The following is a 21,920-nucleotide window of genomic DNA, read 5'->3' as shown; positions in this document are numbered from 1 at the left end:
AACCAAAATAAAAAACCACTAACTTCACCGCCCGAAATCATATAGTCAGTTTATGAAATTATTAGAAGGAAAAATAGCGCTTATTACCGGCGCGTCAAAAGGTATAGGGCGTAAAATAGCCGAGAAGTTTGCCGAGCAAGGCGCCAATGTGGCATTCACCTATTTATCGTCGGTTGAAAAAGGGCAGGCCCTTGAGCAGGAACTGCAAAGCTTTGGCACCAAGGTAAAAGGCTACCGCTCTGACGCTTCCAAATTTGACGAAGCCGAAAAACTCATCAATGATATTGTTGCCGATTTTGGCACCCTGCATATAGTGGTTAACAACGCCGGCATCACCAAAGACGGCCTGCTGATGCGTATGACCGAAGAGAACTGGGACGAAGTGCTTGACGTGAACCTGAAATCAATATTCAACGTAACCAAAGCAGCCTCCAAAATCATGATGAAAAACCGTAATGGTGTATTCATCAACATGAGCTCGGTAGTAGGTGTACAAGGCAATGCTGGGCAGGCTAATTATGCTGCTTCAAAAGCGGGCATCATCGGTTTCTCAAAATCGGTAGCTAAAGAGCTGGGTTCACGTAACATCCGTACCAACGTGGTTGCGCCTGGCTTTATCAAAACCGAAATGACCGACGTGCTCGACCCTAAGGTGGTTGAAGGCTGGGAAGCTGATATCCCATTGAAACGTGCCGGCCAGCCCGAAGATGTGGCCAACGCCTGCGTTTTCCTGGCATCAGACATGGCCACCTACATTACTGGCCAGGTGATCCCGGTTGATGGCGGAATGCTTTAGTAGAAAGTCAAAATTCAAAAGTAAAAAATCAAAAATACTCAGCGATAAGTCATCCTGAGCGGCAGCGAAGGATCTGTTAGCAAACTATGCAAACCGGCTATTAGATACTTCACTCCGTTCAGTATGACAAACATATTTTTAAAGAAGGCCGGCTAAAGCTGGCCTTGTTTGATTTTGGTCTTTTCTGCCTATTTATAAAAAGCATATCTTTAGTCTCAACCTTAAACTTTAGCTTTTGAAAAGTATCATTATCTTTTATTTGTTATGTTTTGCTTTTGTTGATGCTTTCGCCCAAAACAGCGAAAATACCTGCGAAGGCAAACAAGATTCTATTCTGCATAAATTTGTTTACACAAAGGTTGATGAAGCACCCGAACCGGTAGATGGATTTCTTAAAATAAATGAGGTGATCACCAAGAATTTAAAGCTACCACCTAGCACTAATTATTACGGCTTGACGATAATCGTATTTGTGGTGGAGGCTGATGGCCAAATAGATGGACAGCGGGTAAAAAGAGATCCTTCCGGCGATGAGCACCTCCTTGGAAATCAAATACTAAGAAATATCGCAACCCTAAAGTGGAAGCCAGGTAAATGTAATGGCAAACCTGTACCCTGTATGTACTCTATACCCATTAACCTAGACCCCTCTCTAAGCGAATAAAAACTTATTCACCCGCATTTCACAATAATTTCGCATTTTGCAGCTGTACGTAGCGCATTAATACAACCTATAAAAAATGTTTTCAATAACCTGGGGGTCTGTTTCCGGATGGTGGGTGCCTGTTTGTTTAATACTGGGCGTGCTTTATGCCTGGTTATTATACCGGCAACCCGTTAACCTGGGCAAAAATTTCAGGTTGTGGTTAGCTGTGCTGCGTGTGCTGGTGGTGTTTGTTATTGCCATGCTGCTGGTTTCGCCGCTGGTAAAAACCATCAAATATGATCCGCAGAAACCATTGGTGCTCATCGCACAGGATAATTCATCCTCCATCAATACTTTTAAACCCGCCGGTTTTAGTTCCGCTCAATTTATCAATGATCTGGCTAAACTCAAACAGCAATTGGGCGATCAGTATGATGTACAGGAGTTCAATTTCAGCAAAGCCCTGTCTAACGGCCTGTCAGATAAATTCAGCGGTAAGCAAACCGATATGGCGGGGGCATTACGACAGCTCAACAATCGCTTTGTAAACCAAAACATCGGCGCGCTGGTTTTAGCTACCGACGGCCTCTACAACCAGGGTAACGATCCGCAGTATGAAGCCAAAAACATCAAGACCAGCATATACACCATTGCCCTGGGCGATACCGTTGCCAAACGCGATCTCCTCATCGGCAATGTAAACTACAACAAAACAGCCTTCCTGGATAACGATTTTGAAATAGAAGTTTTGGCCGCGGCTTACCAAAGCAAAAGCGAAAACATGCACATCACTGTTACCGAAGACGGCAAACAGGTATTCACCCAAACCATCCCCGTTACTTCGGCTGATTTTAAAAAGATCATCCCTATCAAGCTTACCGCTGATAAAAAAGGTCTGCGGAAATACAACATCAGCATTACCCCGGTAAAAAACGAGCTATCCACCCAAAACAATACCGAAACCATTTATGTAGATGTGCTGGATACCCGCCAAAAAGTACTGGTGGTATACCGCAGTCCGCATCCCGATATTACGGTTATCAAACAGGCTATCGAAACCAATAAAAACTACGAGGTAAAAACCGTATTGCTCGCCGATATAGCCGCCATTAAACTGGTTGATTACAGTCTCGTGATCCTATACCAAACCCCTGCGGAAGAATACCCGCTGCTAAAAAACTTTATAGCCAAAAGCAAGATCCCGGTTTGGTATATGCTGGGTTCGCAAACAGATCTGCAGGCCTTTAATGCTGCGCAAAACAGTATCAAGATCAGCGCGGGTCGTTCCGAATCGCAGGAAGTACTGGCCCTGCCCGAGACCGGCTTTTCGGCTTTTACCCTGTCTGATTCTTCCCGCAAAAAAATAGCGGTAATGCCGCCCTTGCTGGCTCCCTTTGGCAGCTATGGCTCGGCTGCCAATACGGCTGTGCTCCTGAAACAAAAAATTGGCGCGGTAGCTACCACCTATCCCCTGCTGGCTTTTGCCGATGATGCAGGCCGCCGTACCGCTATACTTACCGGCGAGGGCCTGTGGCGCTGGCAACTGGCCGAGTACCAGAACTACGGCAACCGCAACGCTACCGACGAACTCCTGAGTCAGAGTGTACAATATTTAACCGCCAATGCCAATCGCCAGCGTTTCAGGGTATACCCTGCCCGCAATGTTTTTGACGAAGGTGAAAATGTGATCCTGAATGCCGAATTGTATAACGACGCCCTGGAACTGATCAATACGCCTGATGTCAGGATCGAACTGAAGAACCAGGCCGGTAAAAACTATAGCTTCCTGTTCAGCCGCAGCGGACAAAGCTACCAGTTGGATGCCGGTACGCTGCCCATTGGCGAATACAGCTATACCGCGGCTACCCAAAACGGAGCCCAACGCTTTAATGCAAGCGGACAATTAACCATAAAACCGCTCAACCTGGAAACCCGGCAAAGCGCAGCCAATCATCAATTGTTAAATACGATAGCCAAACAAAGCGGCGGCCAAATGCTATACCCTGATCAACTCAACCAACTGACCAATCTCATCCGCAAAAACGACAACATCAAAACCGTTGTTTATGAAGACAAACACTACAGCGACATCATTGATGTAAAATGGATATTTATACTGATACTCCTGTTACTATCCGGCGAGTGGTTTTTGCGTAAACGCGAAGGCGAGGTTTAGAGGGCGAGAGAAGCTGGAAATTAGGATTAAGAGATAAGACAAAAATGGAGACACGGCTCGTGCGATTCCCTCCCTCGGGAGGGTAGGGAGGGGTTCTCTGCAAGCGGCAAAACAACAGCAATGGTTAAAATCATCCCATACAATCCAAAACTGAAGAAACTGACTCGCAAACTCAGAAAGGATATGACTTTTGGGGAGGTTTTGCTATGGGATGAATTAAAAAACAATAAACTATTCGGTTTTGACTTTGACCGTCAGTGTTGTATAGATAATTATATAGTCGACTTCTATTCTAAAAATTTAATGCTGGCTATTGAGATTGACGGAATGTCGCACAATCATGAAGAGGCTTTTTATAAAGATGAACAGAGACAACAAAAATTAGAGGGTTTCGGGATTTACTTTTTAAGATTTACTGAGACAGAGGTAAAACAGGATATGTTTAATGTAATACGCACTATTGAAAGTACTGTAATTATATTGGTGAAAAATGATCCGTCTATTAAACTACCGGTAGGATTTGATCTAAGCTTGCTGAAATAGTTTGAGAAGCCCCTCAGTTTATCCGATATACCGCACGAACAAACCCCTCCCTGCCCCTCCCGAGGGAGGGAATCGCACGAGGCCATTGCTTCAGCAAAACATATGATTTCCATCGTAATCAGTATTGCCAAACACTAAAATTTAGATCAAGAAATAAAACAACCTCCCCTCCTATTTATCCTCTTTATTCAATAAATTACAGCCTAAATTCCCCGCACATATTTCATGTCAGATACCATCACAGCCAGTATATCCGATAAGCATAAATTATTGGGTTTAGATCATTTACGGGCATTGGCCATTACTTATGTTTTGCTGTTTCATTACCAACTTTTCGGGCACCCGGAATGGGTAAATAAAATAGGCGGTTTTGGCTGGACGGGCGTCGACCTGTTTTTTGTTCTTAGCGGATTTTTGATCGCGGGGCAACTTTTTAATACCATCAAAAAAGGCAAGACCATCAATATGCGCGAATTTTTCGCCAAGCGTTTCTTCCGCATCATTCCACCTTACCTGGTTGTATTGCTTTTATATACCGCTATCCCATATCTGCGCGAGCGGGAACACATGGCCCCGCTCTGGAAATACATCACCTTTACCCTCAATTTTGGCCTGGATCTGAAAACCACCGGGACTTTTACCCATGCCTGGTCGTTATGTGTGGAGGAGCAGTTTTATTTAATATTGCCATTAACCTTTTGGCTGCTCAACCATTTTAAAGCAGGTAAAACGGCTGTTTATATTCTCGTAGGATTGCTTGTCGCCGGGTTCATCATCAGATATGCAGGCTGGCATTATTTTGCAGCTCCTCATCTCGCCGAAGATGATTTTGGGGCGATATGGCACCGGGTGATCTACTACCCCACTTATAATCGTTTAGACGGATTGCTTATCGGCGTGAGCATTGCCGGTGCTTACACTTTTTATCCCTGCGTAAAAGAAATAGCAAACAGGCGTAATCACCTGCTGATGCTGCTGGGACTGGTGATTTTAATAGCCGCTTATTTTGTTTGCTCGCCCGGCGATAGCCTAATCAGTACTGTTTGGGGCTTTCCTTTAGTTTCGCTGGGATACGGACTCATTTTGGCAGCGATCGTTTGCCCGTCCAATTTTCTGTATCGCCGAGGGTCGGCCATAACAGCGCAATTAGCCACTTTATCTTACAGCATTTATCTTTCGCACAAACTGGTTATCCACCTTACCCAAAACCTGCTTCAAAAAAACGGTATCGACAAAAACAGTAACCTGATGATGCTTTGCTGCCTGTTCAGCACCATCACATTCGCGCTGATACTAAGATATACTATCGAGAAACCATCTTTAAAAATAAGGGATAAGTTATTACAGCGTTGGAAGCATAGTAAAAACCGTGTGGCGGTGGAGGTGGTATAATGATGGTAGAAAATAAGGTGAAGTATAAATAATAACAGATAAGAAGCCCAAGCCGGGTGCGATTCCCTCCCTCGGAAGGATTGTAGTGGACATTAAATGAAGAGAAAAACAACATAAAAGATAAAAAGCGTTGGCCAGTGCGATTCCCTCCCGTGGGGAGGGAATCGCACGAGGCCTCTGCTTTTTATTTATCCCTCATATTATTTATCCCTCATAGTTCCGATATCCCGTTTTCGAATTTCAATTTCACAAAAAAAAGCGATGGATAATCCACCGCTTTCTATATCTTATTTCCTGACTCTTATCTCTTGATTGTAAAATCCCTTACTTTTCCTTTTTCTCGTGAACGATCACAAAAACATCCTCGTTATCTTTTTTCATGAGGTATTTTTCGCGGGCAAACTTTTCGAGTTTCTGGGGGTTCGAGGTTAGCTCGTCCAGTTCTTTAGTTACCTGGTCGGTCTCTTTTTTATAAAAATCACGCTCCTCCTTTAGTTTACCTACCTGTTTGCGGTACTCATACTGCGAGAACAGATCGTTCCGGTCAAAAAATATCATCCAAACTAAAAAGGCCAGCGTAACCAAAAAGAATTTGTTCTTCAAAAGGTTAATGAGGCGTTTCATGGATATGGGCTCTATAAATTTCATTTAAAGCTATTTATTTTTTTTGACCGCTACAAATATGCTTATTAACTTATTAACAATGAATTTTATTGCACGCGTTGTTGCTAAATAAAAAAGTCCCGGCAGCCATAATACATATGGCTACCAGGGACATAGGGGTACGAAAACACGTTCTTAATTTATTTCAATATCTATTTGTTCCTGCTTAGACACTGGTAAACCCGATAATAACTCCGCTATATACTGTGTACACAACTCTCTGGCGTTATAGCTATTCATTTCATGATATAATCTGATCATGTTATGCTTATATTTCTCGTTGGCCATCACCTCTTCTGCTGCTGCCTTAATGGCTGCGGGGGTTGGTATTTCTGTATTCAGGTTGATACCGTATTCGAGGTAACCTATACGGGCGCATATTTCGCTTTTGCCTTCATGTAAACCGGCTGCTACCATCGGCAATTGATGATTGACGCTAAGTAAACTACCGCCGTAACCACCATTGGTGATATACACACTGGCATAAGGCATTACATCACTAAATGGTATATAATCTTCAATAATGATGTTATTGAAATTATACTTTTCGCGCAGGGCCTCGGTTTTACTGCCCACGGTAGTGGCTATCACCAGTACATCGGTATCCTTAAAGGCCTCCAGGGTAGGCTCGGTTAATTTGCTGGTATCTTTTTCAACCGTGCCCTGTGTTACCAGGATGATCTTTTCATATTGGTTAAGGCGCTCATCAAACCAGCAGTTATGCTCGCTGTTATCTGGCTGATATGGTAATAGCGCACCTACATAGCGTACATTGCTACCCGTTTGGCTGCGCTCATAATCAAACCCAGGCGAGCCTATCTGCAAATACAGGTCGGCTTGTTTAACCAGCAGGTTAGGGAACATTGAGCGCTCATACTTCACCCCAAATTCATTCAAAATTCCCTCGTGCAGATCGATCGTTTTTTTGAATAATATATTAACAGCCTGTTCATGCAGCATAGCATATTCGGCTTGTGTTACTTCATCGGTAGCTGGTGGCAGGGCCATCCCAAAAGGAGCCAGTTCGGGCGTATCCTCTACCAGCGGCACAATGCCAATGCTCAGCACCGGTTTATTTAAACCCGCCCTCACCAAAGGAATAGCGGTAAATGTGCTATCGGCTATCAACAGATCAAATGGAAAGCTTTCATGTATTTCCGCGATATCTGCATATGATTCGGGAGAACGGGCGATAAAAATGTGTTCAAAATCAAAATTCAACTTTTCGATCGGGTCGGTGATCGACCGGCGGTTCAAATAGTCATCTACATTATCACCGGTTAGGTTTAGTGTTTTTTTATAACCATAGTGCGGGATGCCCAGTTTTTCCAGTTTCCCGGCAAAGTAATCTGATGTAAACCAGCGCACATCGCACCCCAGGCTTTGCAGGTGCTTGGCCAAACCGGTGAGCGGATTAAAGTGACCATCGGCCGGAATGGTAGCAAATAATATTTTTTTTCCTTTTAATTGTTCCTGAGCTTGCATTTCCATAATAAAAGATGTTTTAGTGGATTTTACTTGTTTAGCAATTTTGCTTTACAAAGATGCCATGAGCGGCTATGCCATACTATACCCTAAAGTGGGGATACACTCCCCATATGCGGGGGCAAGCGTTTTTTATCCACTCCGGTCTCATCCCCGTTGTCCTCTCAGGGTCCCTTTCAGGAGCCCCTGAGAGGACGAAAGATTTTGAATTAAGAAATTCATTTTTAATTCCCTCCCCACGGGAGGGGTGCGTTGGGCAGGTGTAATGGCAGGGAGGGGTTTCTACGCGCAATGATTATCCTATTCGATAAACCCCATCCTCCCCTTCCCGAGGGAAGGAATCGCACCAAGCCCCGGGCTCTTTTGATGGACATCATGGTGGCCGGGCCTCTGCGCTCAACCCTTCGACTAAGCTCAGGGTGACAGCCCCCCTTTTTGTGATTATCGATCTGCTATCCGGCAGCGTAAACCGGGCCTGCATAATGCAAGAAACCCCATTAAACAATGTTTAATGGGGTTTTAACCAGGTTGAAAAACCTGTTATAAGTTAATATTAGCTACGACCGCCGCCTGATGACCTGCTGGCTCCGCTCATGCCGCTGCTGCCGCCTGGTTTGCCGCCGCCGTTGCGGCTATTACCCCCGCCTGAGCGTTTACCACCGCCACCTGAGCGATTGCCGCCTCCGTTGCCTCCGCGACGTTTATTACCCCCACCGCTACGGCCCGATGAGCCGTTACGCAAATTGGCATTAGCCGTTCCTTTTTTGGCGCCCATGCCAGCGGCAATAGCTACCGGACTAAGCGGGTAAGGATGTGCTTCTTCAACAGGAATTTCTTTAGCTATAAGCTTGTGGATATCCTTTAAAAACTCTATTTCATCCTCATCACAAAAAGAAAGCGCTATACCGCTTGCCCCTGCACGGCCGGTACGGCCAATACGGTGTACATAGGTTTCGGGGATGTTTGGGATTTCGTAGTTGATCACGTGGGTCAACTCGTCGATATCAATACCCCGGGCAGCAATATCGGTAGCTATCAGTACCCGTGTGGTGCGATTTTTGAAATTGGTAAGCGCACGCTGACGCGCGTTTTGCGATTTATTACCATGGATAGCCTCGGCAGTAATACCGGCACGTATTAAATCCTTCACCACCTTATCGGCACCGTGTTTGGTACGGGTAAATACCAGGGCGGTTTTAATATTCTTATCTTTTAATATGTGGATCAGCAATGATTTTTTATCGCCCTTATCAACATAAAAAAGCGACTGCTGTATAGTATCGGCTGTGGAAGAAACCGGAGTAACTTCAATTTTTTCAGGGTCAGACAGGATGCTGTCGGCCAGTTGCTGTATCTCTTTGGGCATAGTAGCCGAAAAGAACAGGGTTTGCCTTTTGGCAGGTACTTTAGTGATGATTTTTTTAACATCGTGCACAAAGCCCATATCCAGCATACGGTCGGCCTCATCCAGGATTAGCATTTTTACGTGTTCCAGGTGAACGTAACGCTGGTTCACCAGGTCGAGCAAACGACCTGGGGTAGCTATCAGGATATCTACACCGCGCCTTAAAGCGTCAACCTGCGGGTTTTGTGATACACCGCCAAAAATAACCAGGTTTTTTAAACCGGTATGTTTACCATAAGCGGTAAAGCTTTCGGCAATTTGTATAGCGAGTTCGCGGGTTGGTGTAAGGATAAGGGCCTTGATGGTCTTTTGTTCCTTATGTTGTTGCCTGTCCTGATGCAACAATTGCAAAATAGGCAGCGCGAAGGCAGCGGTTTTACCGGTACCGGTTTGGGCGCAGCCTAAAAGGTCGCGTCGTTGCAATACAATAGGTATAGCTTGCGCTTGTATAGGGGTTGGTGAGGTATATCCCTCGGTTTTTAAAGCCTTTAATAAGGGCTCAATTAAATTTAAATTTTCGAATGACATGTAATGATTGTAATGTGTATGTGCTATCGCCAAAGCATAAGCGGGTCTGAAGAGTTTCGGTGATCAAAACCGTAAGCGATCGTGTAATCTTTTTTGCAAAGATACGCTTTTTATTGCAGATGCTAACAGATGTGCGGATATGCAAGTTTCAAATGTGCAGATGCCCCAAATATCTCCTGTTATTTTTGTACATCTGTATCGATGGCAGATAGGCTCTCTGAACAAAGATGAGGTTATTTTTTTGACAACAATTAGGGCCAAGCAACTTGTCTTAAAATTAAGTTGTTTAACCAGCACAAATACTTTTTAAAGTAAAAAAAGTGTGCTAAAAATTTGTTAAAAAGTGTTAAAATGGCGTTAAAATTTAGTTAAAACGATCAAAACACAAGTCTTTTTACCCTGTTTTCGACTAAAAAAGTGTTAAAATTTAAGGTTTAAAAAGTTTTTAAGTAACCTGAAGAATAAATTAAGCGGTTGCTTTTTCGGGGTTGTTTTCGGATTTTTTATTAGACGATTTCCGGTCATTCAAAAATGATTGGATCAGTAACAGGCCTACCCCTATCATGATGGATACATCGGCCACGTTGAACACTCCGGTTTTAAACCAGGGATATTTGATGAGCATAAAATCGGTTACACTGCCATAAACCCAGCGATCGTACAGGTTACCCATGCCACCGGCAAGCACCAGGATAATGCCCAGCACGGTTAATTTGTGCAGATTGGTTTTGATAATGATATAAGCCAAGCCAAATAACAGTACTGCGGCCGGCACCAGCGTAAGCAGCATAAACCGCCATGGATTGCCCAGCGAATCGCCGAGGCTTAAAAAGGCGCCTGTATTTTCAACCCGGGTAATAAGGTAATGGGTATCACCTTTGAAAGGATAAAACTCCTGGTAGAGCAGAAAGTTATGACGTATATGATTCTTGAAAATTCTATCTAAACCGATATCAACAACCAGGATCAATAGTATCGCCAAAGCCCTCAAAACCCACTTTTTGTTCATTGATATAGTTTTATTGTAATAACGTTGCCGGTATAGTTAAATTATTTAGGAAGCTATTGCTTGGGCAGGGGATATTGGCCCATAAAACCTTTGTCGCGTTTGGTTTGCTCCCAGTTATTGGTGTAGGCTGCCAGCCAATAGTCGTACTTTTCAAAATCAAAATCAAGGGTGGTATATGGTTTTAAAAAAGTAGCGTCGACAGGCTCAAGCTGGTAGGTATCAAATATGGGATCGTCGGTATCAGCCTCAAAATAGTTTTGCAGGATTGATAGCTCAATAGGTGCAAGCTCAGCTTCGCCAGCTAAGGATTCATCGGCCTTGTTGAAGTACTTTATCTCCCGTTTTAACCATCCCGGCTGTTTGTTCTTTCCCATCTATACCAATTAAAAAGAGCCACCTGTTTTTAGGCAGATGGCTCTTTGATGAGTTGAATTATTTTTTGTAGAATTTAAAATTCTTACCGATGAATTTTGCATTGCTGCCCAATTCTTCTTCGATGCGTAATAACTGGTTGTATTTCGCGATCCTGTCTGAACGTGAAGCTGAACCGGTTTTGATCTGGCCGCAATTTAAGGCTACAGCAAGATCGGCGATTGTTGCATCTTCAGTTTCGCCAGAACGGTGGCTCATTACAGAAGTATAGCCATTAGTTTGAGCTAAACTTACCGCGTTGATAGTTTCGGTTAATGAACCTATCTGGTTTACTTTTACCAGGATGGAGTTAGCAATGCCTTCGGTGATACCTTTTTGTAAACGGGTTGTGTTGGTTACAAACAAATCATCACCTACTAACTGTACTTTAGCGCCTAATTTCTCGGTTAATAATTTCCAGCCAGCCCAATCATCTTCGTGCATACCATCTTCAATAGAAATTACAGGGTATTTAGATGCTAATTCGGCCAGATATTCTACCTGCTCGGCGCTGGTACGAATAGCACCTTTTTCGCCTTCAAATTTGGTGTAATCGTATTTACCATCTTTGTAAAACTCAGATGCGGCACAGTCAAACGCCAGGAAAATATCCTCACCGGCTTTGTAACCTGCTTTTTCAATAGCTTTTAAAACGGTTTCAACTGCATCTTCGGTGCTGTCAAAAGTTGGAGCAAAACCACCTTCGTCACCTACAGCGGTAGAAAGACCACGGTCATGCAGAATTTTTTTCAGGTTATGGAATACTTCGGTACCCCAACGTAATGCTTCAGAAAAAGATGGCGCGCCAACCGGCATGATCATAAATTCCTGGAACGCGATAGGCGCGTCAGAGTGCGAACCTCCATTGATGATGTTCATCATTGGGATAGGCAAAGTATTGGCATTAACACCACCAATGTAGCGGTATAAAGGCTGACGGCTTTCCTGAGCTGCTGCTTTGGCAACGGCCAAAGAAACACCTAAGATTGCGTTAGCGCCTAATTTGCCTTTGTTTTCGGTACCATCTATCTCGATCATAATGGCATCGATAGCATTTTGTTCAAAAACGTCAATGCCTTTTAACTCTGGGGCAATGATGTCATTTACGTTAGCAACGGCTTTTAAAACGCCTTTACCCATGTATTTTGATTTATCGTTATCGCGAAGTTCAACAGCCTCGTGCGCACCGGTTGATGCACCTGATGGTACAGCAGCACGGCCTAAAGCGCCATTCTCGGTTAAAACTTCTACCTCCACAGTGGGGTTACCGCGCGAATCTAAGATCTGGCGGGCGTGTACGTCAATTATTAAGCTCATAGTTTATTGTCAGATATTTGTAATTTGTAAACCGCGGGCTAAGTTAACAGCAAATTCAAGAAATCACAAAAAAGAGTTAAGATATTAGCGTTAAGCTTTCTTTAAGAATAAAGACAATACAAATAAGATCCTTGTTCTTTACTTCATAAGTCCGTACTACCTTTAATCCGTTGTTGTCGGTACATGCTCACGCTGACCAGCTCCTTTACGGCTGATACGATACATAACCATCAGTAAGATATTGTTTTTCCCGCTGCTTTGAGAAGCCGTGTAATTACGCTGATTAATCCAGCCTGCCTGCGCTATCCATGATCTGTCGAACTGGTAACCCAATGCTGCCGATATCCGGTTACGCTCGAAATTCGGCGCCTTATTATTGAAGAAGACTTCATCAAAAACAGATAGAAACCAGGTTTTAGCGACGATCTTGGTATTATTCAATGGAATAAACATATTCAATCTATACCGGAATCGGTTACGGTAATCGCCATTAACCCAGCGCTGTTCTATACGGTAACGATGTTCAAATTTAAGGCGATATAGGAACTGATTAACGGTCATTTGCTCCCATAACCTAAATTCATTGGTATTGGGGCCGCTGCCCAGATCAGCGTAATCATATGTATGGTATGTACCTGTACCCAACAAAGCGGTAAAGTCCTTATTGATGTCATAGCTTACACCGGCTTTGGCCTCGTAGTATTGAAATTGGCTTAACGGCCCATTGGTACGCACCTGCAGCTCGGAGTAGCCACCCCATTTATGGCTACTATCGCCAGGGAGCACAACCGTGGCAATTCCCCAGGTACCAACTTTAGAATCCTGGGCATGAGCACGAAAAGAATGTGCGGTTAGCAATACAAAAATTACAATTATAATAATAGGGGATTTCAACATCTTATGCGGGTTTATTACCGCAAAGATATTTCCACAATATTATCTCAATGTTAATTTTATAATAGTTAATGTTATGATAATGTTAAGCAATATCTTTCACCGCTCCCGAATCTTCATTTGCAGCGGGTAAGTCTTGTTTGGCTTCCTCAATTGTTATTGGGTAACCAAATAAATGCCTTTCTTTGATTATGGTAGCTACCTCAGCTGGTACATATTCTTCCCATCCGGTTGCTCCCTGCTTGATGAGCTGTAATACATTATCAGTCTCAACGTTCAGGTTATTTTCGTTATAGTGCCTGATATCTTCAATTTTATTATTGGCTATCAAGTATCTAAACAGGTCGATCAGATGTGGAGGCAGCGAAAATTTCAGACAATTCCAGATTATCCCATCACGTAAAGTGGGGTAAATGAATAGCTTTACTTTACGGCTAAACAAGGTGGCAAATGACTCGAGGATACCACCCGGCAAATCCTGATAGTGCTCTTCCGAAAAAATGTATTCCAGGTTGGGATAGCCTAATACTACACCCATTTTTAACTTGGTGATCTTGGATAGATAAGCTACCAGTTTATAATACTCATGAAAATTAGAGATCAAAACCGTTTGCCCAAGTGAACAAAGGATGTCCACACGGTCAAGAAAATCCTTTTCGTCGATCTCGGCATTAAGATCGGCATCCCTTTCCTTTAATGATTGCAGCGTAAGTTCGGTAACAACTATCACATTGCTTTTATCTACGTCGGGCTCCTGCAGAAATTGCTTAACTCCCTGGGTTAGCATATCGATGTGCACGTTGATAACCGGACGGAAACGACCGCGTATTACTACCGCATGTTTTTTATATAATGCCTCTGTAGGTTGCAGATTTTTACCATCAGGGCCAAATACGGCAGCATCTGAAAATCCAAACTTAACCAGGTGCAAACTCATTAAGCGATTATCTACTTTCTGAAAATCAGGGCCTTCAAAGCTGATCATATCTATCTGGATACGATCTCTTGACAGGTTATCTATCAGCGAAAGTAAAAACACAGGAGCTATTTCATGATAATAGAAACAGGCATAGATCAGGTTAACACCCAATATACCCGCCGCCTGCTGTTGCAGGATATTATCATTATCCAACAGCTTTACGTGGATCACTACATCGTTATATTCGCCGTTAGGCTCCAACTGGAAACGAACCCCCATCCAGCCGTGCCCTTCGTTTGTTTTATGATAGTTGAGGGCCGAAAAAGTATCTGAAAAAGCAAAAAAAGTTGTGGTATCACCACGCAACGCCGCCAAACGCTCAATCAGCAAGCCATACTCATGATCGAGCATGGATATTAAGCGCGATTCACTTACGTAGCGTCTTGTTTGCTGAACCCCATAAATAGCATCAGAAAAAATCATGTCATAGGCCGACATGGTTTTGGCGATTGTGCCCGACGAGGCTCCAGCTTTGAAAAAATTGGCAGCTACCTCCTGCCCTGCACCAATTTCGGCAAATGAACCATAAATTGCGGGGTCGAGGTTAATGGCAAGCGCTTTTTGTTTTGTCCCAATATCCTTATTATGAACGATATTCATAAGCTACGATTATTTATAGTTTACTGCTGCCAGTATGATGATCTGAAATACAGCTCAAAAATACGATTTTTTAAAGAATACAGCGGAAAATTGATAAACAAAGCAAGAAATCGACTTTCATTTTTCGGTTTTGGGATTTTACATTAAGCAGGGATTATCACTATGTTAACGCGCCCTCTTTTATTCCCATTTAAAGGTTTTAACCGCAACCGCATATATAATCACAAACCATATTAGCAGTATAAACAACTGATGGGTAACATCGCCTAAGCCGGCGCCTTCAAAGGCAACCTTACGCATTGCGTTGTTCAGGTGTGTTAACGGCAGCACATTACTTATTCCCTGCAACCATTTAGGAAAAGCCGTAACCGAAAAGAATGTGCCGGATAACAAGAATTGCGGTAACGTTATAATGTTAGATAAAGGGGGCACCGTACTTTCGTTTTTGGCGATACCCGATATGGTAAAACCGAAACCCATAAAAATAATGAGCCCAATGGCCGAGAGCACCAGCATATTGAGCACCGTAGTTACGCCATGCACCAGGGTAAAGCCAAACATGTAGTGACCAACTAAAATAATGAATAGAGAGCCTAATAAAGAGAAGGTCATCCTGGCCAAAGCTTCACCCAGCACAATGCTGTAGCGTTTAACTGGTGTGGCAAAAAAACGCTTGATCACCAGCGTTAAGCGCAGACTTAGAAACACGAATGCCGTACCAAAAACACCGCTGCTCAACAAAGAGAAGCCTAATTGTCCGGGCAATATAAAATCAATGTATTTATACTCACGTCCTTGTATAGTGGTTTCCCTGATCTCGGCTACCGGCGGGGTATTGATCTGTGCATTATTATTGATATTGTAATAAATATTGCTGAGCACCGACCGCAGGATATTCCCCTTTTCGGCTGATGCCTTAGTATACTCTACATTTACCGTAAATGGCGGCCTGGTATTGTTTTTTTGTATGTTGATAATAGCATCGATACTCCCTTTTGAAAGGTTTGTATTCATCTCTTCGGTGGATTGATCCTTTATCAGATGAACCACCTTTACGTTTTTTAATGCCTGATAAACCGGACTAAGCGTATCGCAGCTTTTAGCTACGCCCACATCAACCGTAACGCCGCCGCCGCCAATGTTGGCAAAAACTATAATAAATATCAAAGGGAAAGCCAAGGTAAATACCACAGCCGAGGGGCTGCGCAGTATCGACCGGAAACTGGCTTTGGCTATAGCCAGTGTTGCTTTTGTATTGCTGTATGGTTTTGGGTTCATTGGTTCAATTGTTCATTAGTTCATTAGGAATTGTCATTCGGTCATCCTGGGATTTGCGAACTGTAAACTGCCAGCTGCGTTTACTGGCTCCCCTTCAGGGGACTGGTGGGCTATCCCTCCCGCCACTCCTTACCGGTGAGATTTATAAATACATCCTCCAGATTGGCCAGTTTTACCTGCTTCTTGCGTTCAAAGCCAGAGGCTACCAGTTGATCAATAAAATGATCGGGGGTATCGATACCTATGATATAGCCACCATCAACAAAGGCTACCCTATCGCACAATACTTCGGCTTCATCCATATAGTGGGTAGTGATCACAACGGTTGTACCCTGGTCACGGATTTCCCGGATCAGATCCCATAGATTGCGGCGGGCCTGTGGGTCTAAACCGGTTGTAGGCTCGTCTAAGAAAATGATCCTGGGGTTATTGATAAGCGTGGTAGCTATGGAGAATCGTTGCTTCTGCCCGCCGGATAAGTCTTTATATTTTGCTTTGGCCTTATCCGTTAGCGCTACTTTTTCGAGCATTTCCATAGGGCTTTTATCAATGCCATATAAGCCGGAAAACAGGGTGATCAATTCCGACAGGTTTAAATTGGGATAATAACCTGCAGCCTGCAATTGTACGCCAATACGTTTTTTAATACTGTCGGTATCGGTTTCTATATCAAAGCCATCAACAATGATGCGGCCTGATGTTTTTTCGCGCAGGGTTTCAATAATTTCCAGGGTAGTGGTTTTACCGGCGCCGTTTGGGCCCAACAAACCAAAAATTTCGCCCTCATATACTTCAAAACTAATGCCTTTTACGGCTGCAAAATCTCCATAGTTTTTTACCAGGTCGTTTACAGTGATGATGGGTTGTTTTGTCATAGGGTAAAAATGCATTACTATAATGAAATAACCATGAGTTTTATTCGTATTACAGAATTTTTACGAAACACTCAGGCTATTAAAAGCAAGTTTTATTTATTATTCTTTTTTAGTTCACTTTCAGATTTGAGTACTTTATTGCCATTTTCCTGTTCAATTTCATAAGCAGGCTCATCTTTACTGGCATTACGCTTTACTTTTGCGCCCTTTATAGTTTTAGTAACGGATTTTTCATGCTCCTTCACTATTTTGCCTTCGGCGGTTGATTTGCCCCACTTCCAGCTTACGGTATCTCCCTTTTTCATCATGTTGAATATTTATATATATCAACAAGATATACCGGTTAATGATTTGATAATCAATATTATTTTATCAGGTGACCAATAGAGCGCCATAGTGCTTCGGCGTAAACTAAAGCTTTCATGATCAAATGCATAATTTGTATGGCAAGTAACGTTTTCATGATGTGGTGATTTTATGGTTCAAATGTGCTAACAGAATATGTTTTTGAGTAGTGCTTTTAGGTAAAGGCGGCTAAACTTCCGGTAAACGGCGGAAAATCACCGATGAACGAAAAAGCTTTAACCGGTTATGGAATGCCTTTATTTCAGGTAAATAAATTAGCTACTAGTTGCGTGAACAAGGGAGAATGTTCCTGCAGATAAACGATCAATGATATAATAGGTGCGGATAAAATTTTCATAGCAATATTGTTTTTTCTTCAAAATTGCTGTGTGGAAGTTACACCCGCCAAAGCTTTTTGACCAGGTGCGGGAAAATCTCGGTGAACGGCAGAAAATTACGGGTCGATATTTTCGCCGATAATCAAAAAGCCGGGCTAACCCGGCTTTTTGATGCGTTAGCAGATTTTATTATTTACAAGTTTTGTTGCAATTGCCAGAGCTTTTGCAAACGTTACTGCAATAATCCATGCAGGTATTTTTATCACAGGTTTTTGAACATTTAGTGCAATGGTTCATTTTACTGTTGCAGCATGGTGTATTAGCGTTAGCGATTGATGTGGTACCCAAAGATGAGATCATCACTATAGCGATGAAAAGAAACTTTTTCATGATTTGATTTTTTAAATTGTTTAATAATAAAAATTTAACCTAAACGGATAAGGTAAAGGCAGACGGGATCATATTATTAAACTTTTGGAGGGCGCCAGGATGACGATGAATAAGCAGACAAGCTTCCCGAAAGGTAAGGTGTAATGGATTGTTCCTTCAAAACCGGAACAATTGAATTTACAGTTACCCGCTCTACATACAAAAATCCGCAAGTATTACAGGATAGCATGGTGTTGCACATCCCCGCACCGCAATCGTCTTTTTGCTGGTGTTCGCAGGGTTGGCTTTGGGCTGTTTTGTGGCAGCATTTTTCAAGCATACCCCTACCGTTAGCCTTTACTGTAAAAACAGAAACAAAGACCATACAAATAACCAAAAGGAGCGCTGTTGCTTTCACTATTTCAAAGAACGGTACTTTTTCAATTAAATTACAAGCCCATTTATCAGACAAGTGTCATATCGTTTGTTGGTATCCTGAACCTAAAACTGTATCATTGAGTAATGAAACGTTTTTTATCAAACCTCACCGTCCAGGTACTTATCGCAATTGCTTTGGGCATTATCGTAGGACTGAATTTTAAACAATTCGGACCTACGGCCGAGATGATCAGCAAAATGTTCATCAGCCTGATCACGATGCTGATAGCCCCGATTATATTTTTCACCATTGTACTTGGAATAGCCGGCATGAGCGATATGAAAAAAGTAGGCCGTGTAGGTGGCAAGGCCTTACTCTATTTCGAGGTAGTGACCACTCTTGCCCTCATCATTGGGGTTACCGTGGCTAACCTTCTTAAACCAGGCGCAGGCTTTGTGCGGCAAGGCCCTGTTGATTCCAGTAAGCTTGTTGTGTATGAGAAGGCTGCTTCTGAAATGCACTGGGGCGATTTCTTCGCGCATATTATACCATCCAACGCTTTTGAAGCCTTTGCCAAAGGCGATATTTTGCAGATCCTGTTTTTTGCAGTACTGTTTGGTTATGGCCTTAGCCTGATGGGCGAAAGCGGACAACCTGTAATACAACTATTTGATAAGTTGTCAAAAGTATTCTTCAATGTAATGAAGATAGTAATGAAGGTGGCTCCTATCGGCGCTTTCGGGGGTATGGCCTTTACCATCAGCAAATATGGTTTAAAAACGTTAAAACCCCTGGCTTTGCTCATGGGTTCGGTTTACCTCACCATGTTCCTGTTTATTTTTGTGGTGCTTAACCTCATTTGTTACCTGTTTAAATTTAGCCTTTGGAAATACCTGAAACACATTAAAGAGGAGATCCTGATAGTACTGGGAACATCCTCTTCTGAGTCGGCATTGCCGGGTATGATGAATAAGATGGAAACTTTCGGCTGCTCCAAATCGGTAGTGGGCTTGGTGATCCCTACCGGGTATTCTTTTAACCTGGATGGCACTACCATATACCTCTCCATGTGTGTTATATTCCTGGCGCAGGTTTTCAATATCCCTTTGTCCTTATTCCAGGAACTCACCATCATAGGCATCCTGATGGTGACCTCTAAAGGCGCGGCAGGTGTTACCGGCAGTGGTTTCATCGTACTCACCAGTACCCTCACAGCCATCAAAGTAATCCCGGTGGAGGGGGTAGCGATCCTACTTGGGGTCGACAGGTTTATGTCCGAAGCACGGGCCATCACCAACGTGATCGGCAATGGGGTAGCTACCATTGTAATAGCCAAGAGTGAGAAAGAATTTACACCACAACCGGATAAAAATGACGACGATGACGGTACAGTTGATTTTATAAAAGGAGCCGGAAAGTTTTTAACTACTTTCCGGGGTGGTAATTAGACCAGATGATGCCAGAAACTTTTTAAACCTTAAATTTTAACACTTTTCTGGCCAAAATCGCATAAAAATCACTCAAAAATTGTTCAAAAATCCTCGTTTTAACGCTTTTTAACAAATTTCAAGGCCATTTTGAGCGGTTTTTAAAACTTTAAAAAAATTTAATTTATTGATTATCAAATAGCTATATAAAAATTAGTCAATTTTTGACGTGTTTTGGTCTTAACTGAAACGGCCCGTTACTCCTTTACCTGGAGAAACGGGCCGTGACATTTTTAAAGATACAAAAATTTAGCGGTAGAAGCAATTATCGGGCAAAATCAAAAAGCTTCCCGGCATTAAACATTTGCCAAATAAAGCTGTCATGCTGAGCGCCGTCGAAGCATGGGTGGGCAGGCCTCTGCGCTCTACCCTTCGACGGCGCTCAGGGTGACACCTTTTACCTTTGTCCTTTCCCCTCTTTACTAATTACAAATCACCTTCAATTTCTTCGTCATATCGGGGTTCAATGGCTCATTGGTTTGGGCCAGGCGCTGGGCGCCAACGTTGGCGGGGCAGGCTATACCATTGGGACCGTCATAGATCAGTCCGGGTTTGGTATCTACCAGTTCTTTGGGCACATAAATCTGTACGGTGGTGCGCGAGTAACCATGCGGAATAAACCGAATATAATAACCATCGGGGTGTAATGACCATATGCCCGATGGAACTTCCGGATCGGGCTGCGGAGCCAATCCGGCAATCATGGCATATTTCTCCATTTGCTCATACGAGGCGTTGCCTGATGCCGCCAGCTGACGGATATTATTTTCGGCCTCAAAAACGCTTTGCGCAGCGGGTGGCAGCTGATCTTTGGCCTTGGCCATTACGCTGGCAGGCAATACGCCTAAAGCGCCGCCTTCCAGCATCAGCAATTCGTTGGGCGAAAGCAGCGTGGTGGCCGTAAGTTTAATATCCGTACCAAAATCAATAAAACGGGTACGCGCTATGATGGCCCATAACAATACCTGGATGCTGTGCTGGTTAACTTCCGGGTGTTTTTCGGCATGTTTCAGTATCAGGATCACCACATCGCGTTTGGGGCCAAGCACCGGGGCAAGCATATAGCCATCACCGCTGCTGGGGCCACGTGTACCCGCATGCAGGCAATAGCTTTTGCAGGTCATTTCATAAAAACCGGCGCAAAGCTTATAAGCACCTTCAGGTGTTTTGGGTAAAAGATAAAGGGGCTCGGGTGTTTGCCCTTCCATAAACGACGGCGGTTTCGATCCTGTTTTGTTGACATCTTTAAAGCTGGTGGTGATTGCCTGGGGCTGTTTCAGGATCTTGTTGAGTCCGCCTCCCGAAGCCATTTCGGTGCCTTTGTCCAACAGCTTTTTTCCTAAGCCGCCAAATTGCGCCTGCGCGACGGTGATACAGGAAATACAGGCTACAAGTAGTGTGATCAGGTTTTTGTTTATTTTTTTCATAGTGTTAAGGGGTGTAACGTGCGACTAATTTAATTAAAATGATAGGGACTATCAGACTCTCTTAAACAAGTTGTTTGTGATAACCTAAAAGTCAACTTTTTGTTCATACTTGTAAATAGTTTTGTAAAACTTCGTAGAAAAGCTTGCATTGTCAATAACACCAGCGATATCGTATATTAGTATTTATCAAATTCTATCAAAACATGCAAGGAACTAAGCTTAACAATATAGCCTATAAGGTTGTTACTATCATAATCTGTCTGTTTTTACTTATTGGTGGTTTGGGCTTTGGTCTCCAACATCTATATATTAAGTGTTTGATAGGGCTCTTATCTGCTTTATTCATGGGTGTGCTCATATTTCGCCGTGCCTCTGTTAAGCATTGGGTACTCACATTATTATTGCCTTGTATCTCGGCTTTTATCATCGGGATGCTTAAGTAAGCACTTATATAACTTTAAACGCTTATAACCATCCTAAGCAAGCTCTTTCTGATAACCCAAAAGTCAACTTTATGTTAACAAATAAAATTATTACAGCATTAGCAGTTAGGGCGGCTAAATTTAATTTGACTTTAT

19 protein-coding genes are annotated in these 21,920 nt (G+C 43.1%); 7 read left to right on the top strand and 12 right to left on the bottom strand.

What is annotated here, in order from left to right; genetic code table 11:
• The first annotated feature begins 52 nt into the window (after positions 1-52).
• The 5 genes from fabG to ACTJKG_RS16655 all read left to right on the top strand — a co-directional run bounded on the left by fabG (position 53) and on the right by ACTJKG_RS16655 (position 5,553).
• Positions 53-796, top strand: a complete 744-nt coding sequence (gene fabG, locus ACTJKG_RS16675) for a 3-oxoacyl-[acyl-carrier-protein] reductase (RefSeq protein WP_172336948.1) — start codon at positions 53-55, stop codon at positions 794-796.
• Positions 797-1,031: 235 nt separating this feature from the next.
• Positions 1,032-1,460 carry an energy transducer TonB gene (locus tag ACTJKG_RS16670; RefSeq protein ID WP_440739861.1) on the top strand — a complete coding sequence of 143 codons (429 nt, stop codon included), beginning with the start codon at positions 1,032-1,034 and terminating at the stop codon, positions 1,458-1,460.
• Positions 1,461-1,536: 76 nt separating this feature from the next.
• Complete coding sequence (locus ACTJKG_RS16665) at positions 1,537-3,618, top strand: hypothetical protein (RefSeq protein ID WP_440739860.1); 2,082 nt, start codon at positions 1,537-1,539, stop codon at positions 3,616-3,618.
• Positions 3,619-3,738: 120 nt separating this feature from the next.
• Positions 3,739-4,161 carry an endonuclease domain-containing protein gene (locus ACTJKG_RS16660; protein ID WP_440739859.1) on the top strand — a complete coding sequence of 141 codons (423 nt, stop codon included), beginning with the start codon at positions 3,739-3,741 and terminating at the stop codon, positions 4,159-4,161.
• Positions 4,162-4,386: 225 nt separating this feature from the next.
• Positions 4,387-5,553 carry an acyltransferase family protein gene (locus ACTJKG_RS16655; protein ID WP_440739858.1) on the top strand — a complete coding sequence of 389 codons (1,167 nt, stop codon included), beginning with the start codon at positions 4,387-4,389 and terminating at the stop codon, positions 5,551-5,553.
• Positions 5,554-5,877: 324 nt separating this feature from the next.
• Here ACTJKG_RS16655 and ACTJKG_RS16650 read toward each other — a convergent pair whose 3' ends face one another.
• The 11 genes from ACTJKG_RS16650 to ACTJKG_RS16600 form a co-directional block, all read right to left on the bottom strand.
• The gene (locus tag ACTJKG_RS16650; protein WP_172337130.1) at positions 5,878-6,177 is read right to left on the bottom strand and encodes an FtsB family cell division protein; all 300 of its coding nucleotides are present in this window, start codon (positions 6,175-6,177) and stop codon (positions 5,878-5,880) included.
• 174 nt (positions 6,178-6,351) lie between these two features.
• The gene (locus tag ACTJKG_RS16645) at positions 6,352-7,707 is read right to left on the bottom strand and encodes a glycosyltransferase (protein WP_440739857.1); all 1,356 of its coding nucleotides are present in this window, start codon (positions 7,705-7,707) and stop codon (positions 6,352-6,354) included.
• Positions 7,708-8,254: 547 nt separating this feature from the next.
• Positions 8,255-9,634, bottom strand: a complete 1,380-nt coding sequence (locus ACTJKG_RS16640; RefSeq protein ID WP_440739856.1) for a DEAD/DEAH box helicase — start codon at positions 9,632-9,634, stop codon at positions 8,255-8,257.
• A 466-nt stretch (positions 9,635-10,100) separates the two neighbouring features.
• Positions 10,101-10,643 carry a signal peptidase II gene (lspA, locus tag ACTJKG_RS16635; protein WP_440739855.1) on the bottom strand — a complete coding sequence of 181 codons (543 nt, stop codon included), beginning with the start codon at positions 10,641-10,643 and terminating at the stop codon, positions 10,101-10,103.
• A gap of 53 nt (positions 10,644-10,696) precedes the next feature.
• A complete protein-coding gene (locus tag ACTJKG_RS16630) occupies positions 10,697-11,017 on the bottom strand; it encodes a DUF7683 domain-containing protein (protein WP_172336938.1) in 321 nt (106 codons plus the stop codon).
• A 58-nt stretch (positions 11,018-11,075) separates the two neighbouring features.
• Entirely contained in the window at positions 11,076-12,371 is a 1,296-nt protein-coding gene (eno, locus tag ACTJKG_RS16625; protein WP_166095758.1) for a phosphopyruvate hydratase, read from the bottom strand.
• Between the two features lie 162 nt (positions 12,372-12,533).
• Positions 12,534-13,268, bottom strand: coding sequence for a DUF2490 domain-containing protein (locus ACTJKG_RS16620; protein ID WP_172336937.1), 735 nt, complete (start codon positions 13,266-13,268; stop codon positions 12,534-12,536).
• 82 nt (positions 13,269-13,350) lie between these two features.
• Positions 13,351-14,844, bottom strand: coding sequence for a TonB-dependent receptor (locus ACTJKG_RS16615; protein ID WP_172336936.1), 1,494 nt, complete (start codon positions 14,842-14,844; stop codon positions 13,351-13,353).
• Between the two features lie 180 nt (positions 14,845-15,024).
• Positions 15,025-16,122, bottom strand: coding sequence for an ABC transporter permease (locus tag ACTJKG_RS16610; RefSeq protein ID WP_172336935.1), 1,098 nt, complete (start codon positions 16,120-16,122; stop codon positions 15,025-15,027).
• Positions 16,123-16,232: 110 nt separating this feature from the next.
• A complete protein-coding gene (locus tag ACTJKG_RS16605) occupies positions 16,233-16,997 on the bottom strand; it encodes an ABC transporter ATP-binding protein (RefSeq protein WP_076377317.1) in 765 nt (254 codons plus the stop codon).
• A 92-nt stretch (positions 16,998-17,089) separates the two neighbouring features.
• Entirely contained in the window at positions 17,090-17,305 is a 216-nt protein-coding gene (locus ACTJKG_RS16600) for a DUF2945 domain-containing protein (RefSeq protein ID WP_216650645.1), read from the bottom strand.
• Between the two features lie 622 nt (positions 17,306-17,927).
• On the opposite strand from ACTJKG_RS16600, the gene ACTJKG_RS16595 reads away from it, so the two are divergent.
• Entirely contained in the window at positions 17,928-18,077 is a 150-nt protein-coding gene (locus tag ACTJKG_RS16595; protein WP_440739854.1) for a hypothetical protein, read from the top strand.
• A gap of 494 nt (positions 18,078-18,571) precedes the next feature.
• Positions 18,572-19,876 carry a dicarboxylate/amino acid:cation symporter gene (locus ACTJKG_RS16590; protein WP_440739853.1) on the top strand — a complete coding sequence of 435 codons (1,305 nt, stop codon included), beginning with the start codon at positions 18,572-18,574 and terminating at the stop codon, positions 19,874-19,876.
• Positions 19,877-20,337: 461 nt separating this feature from the next.
• On the opposite strand, the gene ACTJKG_RS16585 is transcribed toward ACTJKG_RS16590, so the two are convergent.
• Positions 20,338-21,342: a hypothetical protein gene (locus ACTJKG_RS16585; RefSeq protein ID WP_440739852.1), complete on the bottom strand. Its 1,005-nt coding sequence runs from the start codon at positions 21,340-21,342 to the stop codon at positions 20,338-20,340.
• Positions 21,343-21,920: the final 578 nt, after the last annotated feature.

The sequence above is a fragment of the Mucilaginibacter sp. 22184 genome, from assembly GCF_052045695.1.
GTDB lineage: Bacteria > Bacteroidota > Bacteroidia > Sphingobacteriales > Sphingobacteriaceae > Mucilaginibacter.
This window is presented reverse-complemented; position numbering and strand designations above follow the sequence as displayed.

Coding starts and splice junctions, on each gene's coding strand:
- ACTJKG_RS16600 (WP_216650645.1), bottom strand. CDS start 17,305: ATGATGAAAAAGGGAGATACCGTAAGCTGGAAGTGGGGCAAATCAACC.
- ACTJKG_RS16645 (WP_440739857.1), bottom strand. CDS start 7,707: ATGGAAATGCAAGCTCAGGAACAATTAAAAGGAAAAAAAATATTATTT.
- ACTJKG_RS16650 (WP_172337130.1), bottom strand. CDS start 6,177: ATGAAACGCCTCATTAACCTTTTGAAGAACAAATTCTTTTTGGTTACG.
- ACTJKG_RS16630 (WP_172336938.1), bottom strand. CDS start 11,017: ATGGGAAAGAACAAACAGCCGGGATGGTTAAAACGGGAGATAAAGTAC.
- ACTJKG_RS16655 (WP_440739858.1), top strand. CDS start 4,387: ATGTCAGATACCATCACAGCCAGTATATCCGATAAGCATAAATTATTG.
- ACTJKG_RS16665 (WP_440739860.1), top strand. CDS start 1,537: ATGTTTTCAATAACCTGGGGGTCTGTTTCCGGATGGTGGGTGCCTGTT.
- ACTJKG_RS16605 (WP_076377317.1), bottom strand. CDS start 16,997: ATGACAAAACAACCCATCATCACTGTAAACGACCTGGTAAAAAACTAT.
- fabG (WP_172336948.1), top strand. CDS start 53: ATGAAATTATTAGAAGGAAAAATAGCGCTTATTACCGGCGCGTCAAAA.
- ACTJKG_RS16640 (WP_440739856.1), bottom strand. CDS start 9,634: ATGTCATTCGAAAATTTAAATTTAATTGAGCCCTTATTAAAGGCTTTA.
- ACTJKG_RS16660 (WP_440739859.1), top strand. CDS start 3,739: ATGGTTAAAATCATCCCATACAATCCAAAACTGAAGAAACTGACTCGC.
- ACTJKG_RS16585 (WP_440739852.1), bottom strand. CDS start 21,342: ATGAAAAAAATAAACAAAAACCTGATCACACTACTTGTAGCCTGTATT.
- ACTJKG_RS16595 (WP_440739854.1), top strand. CDS start 17,928: ATGCAGGTATTTTTATCACAGGTTTTTGAACATTTAGTGCAATGGTTC.
- ACTJKG_RS16590 (WP_440739853.1), top strand. CDS start 18,572: ATGAAACGTTTTTTATCAAACCTCACCGTCCAGGTACTTATCGCAATT.
- ACTJKG_RS16610 (WP_172336935.1), bottom strand. CDS start 16,122: ATGAACCCAAAACCATACAGCAATACAAAAGCAACACTGGCTATAGCC.
- ACTJKG_RS16620 (WP_172336937.1), bottom strand. CDS start 13,268: ATGTTGAAATCCCCTATTATTATAATTGTAATTTTTGTATTGCTAACC.
- lspA (WP_440739855.1), bottom strand. CDS start 10,643: ATGAACAAAAAGTGGGTTTTGAGGGCTTTGGCGATACTATTGATCCTG.
- ACTJKG_RS16615 (WP_172336936.1), bottom strand. CDS start 14,844: ATGAATATCGTTCATAATAAGGATATTGGGACAAAACAAAAAGCGCTT.
- eno (WP_166095758.1), bottom strand. CDS start 12,371: ATGAGCTTAATAATTGACGTACACGCCCGCCAGATCTTAGATTCGCGC.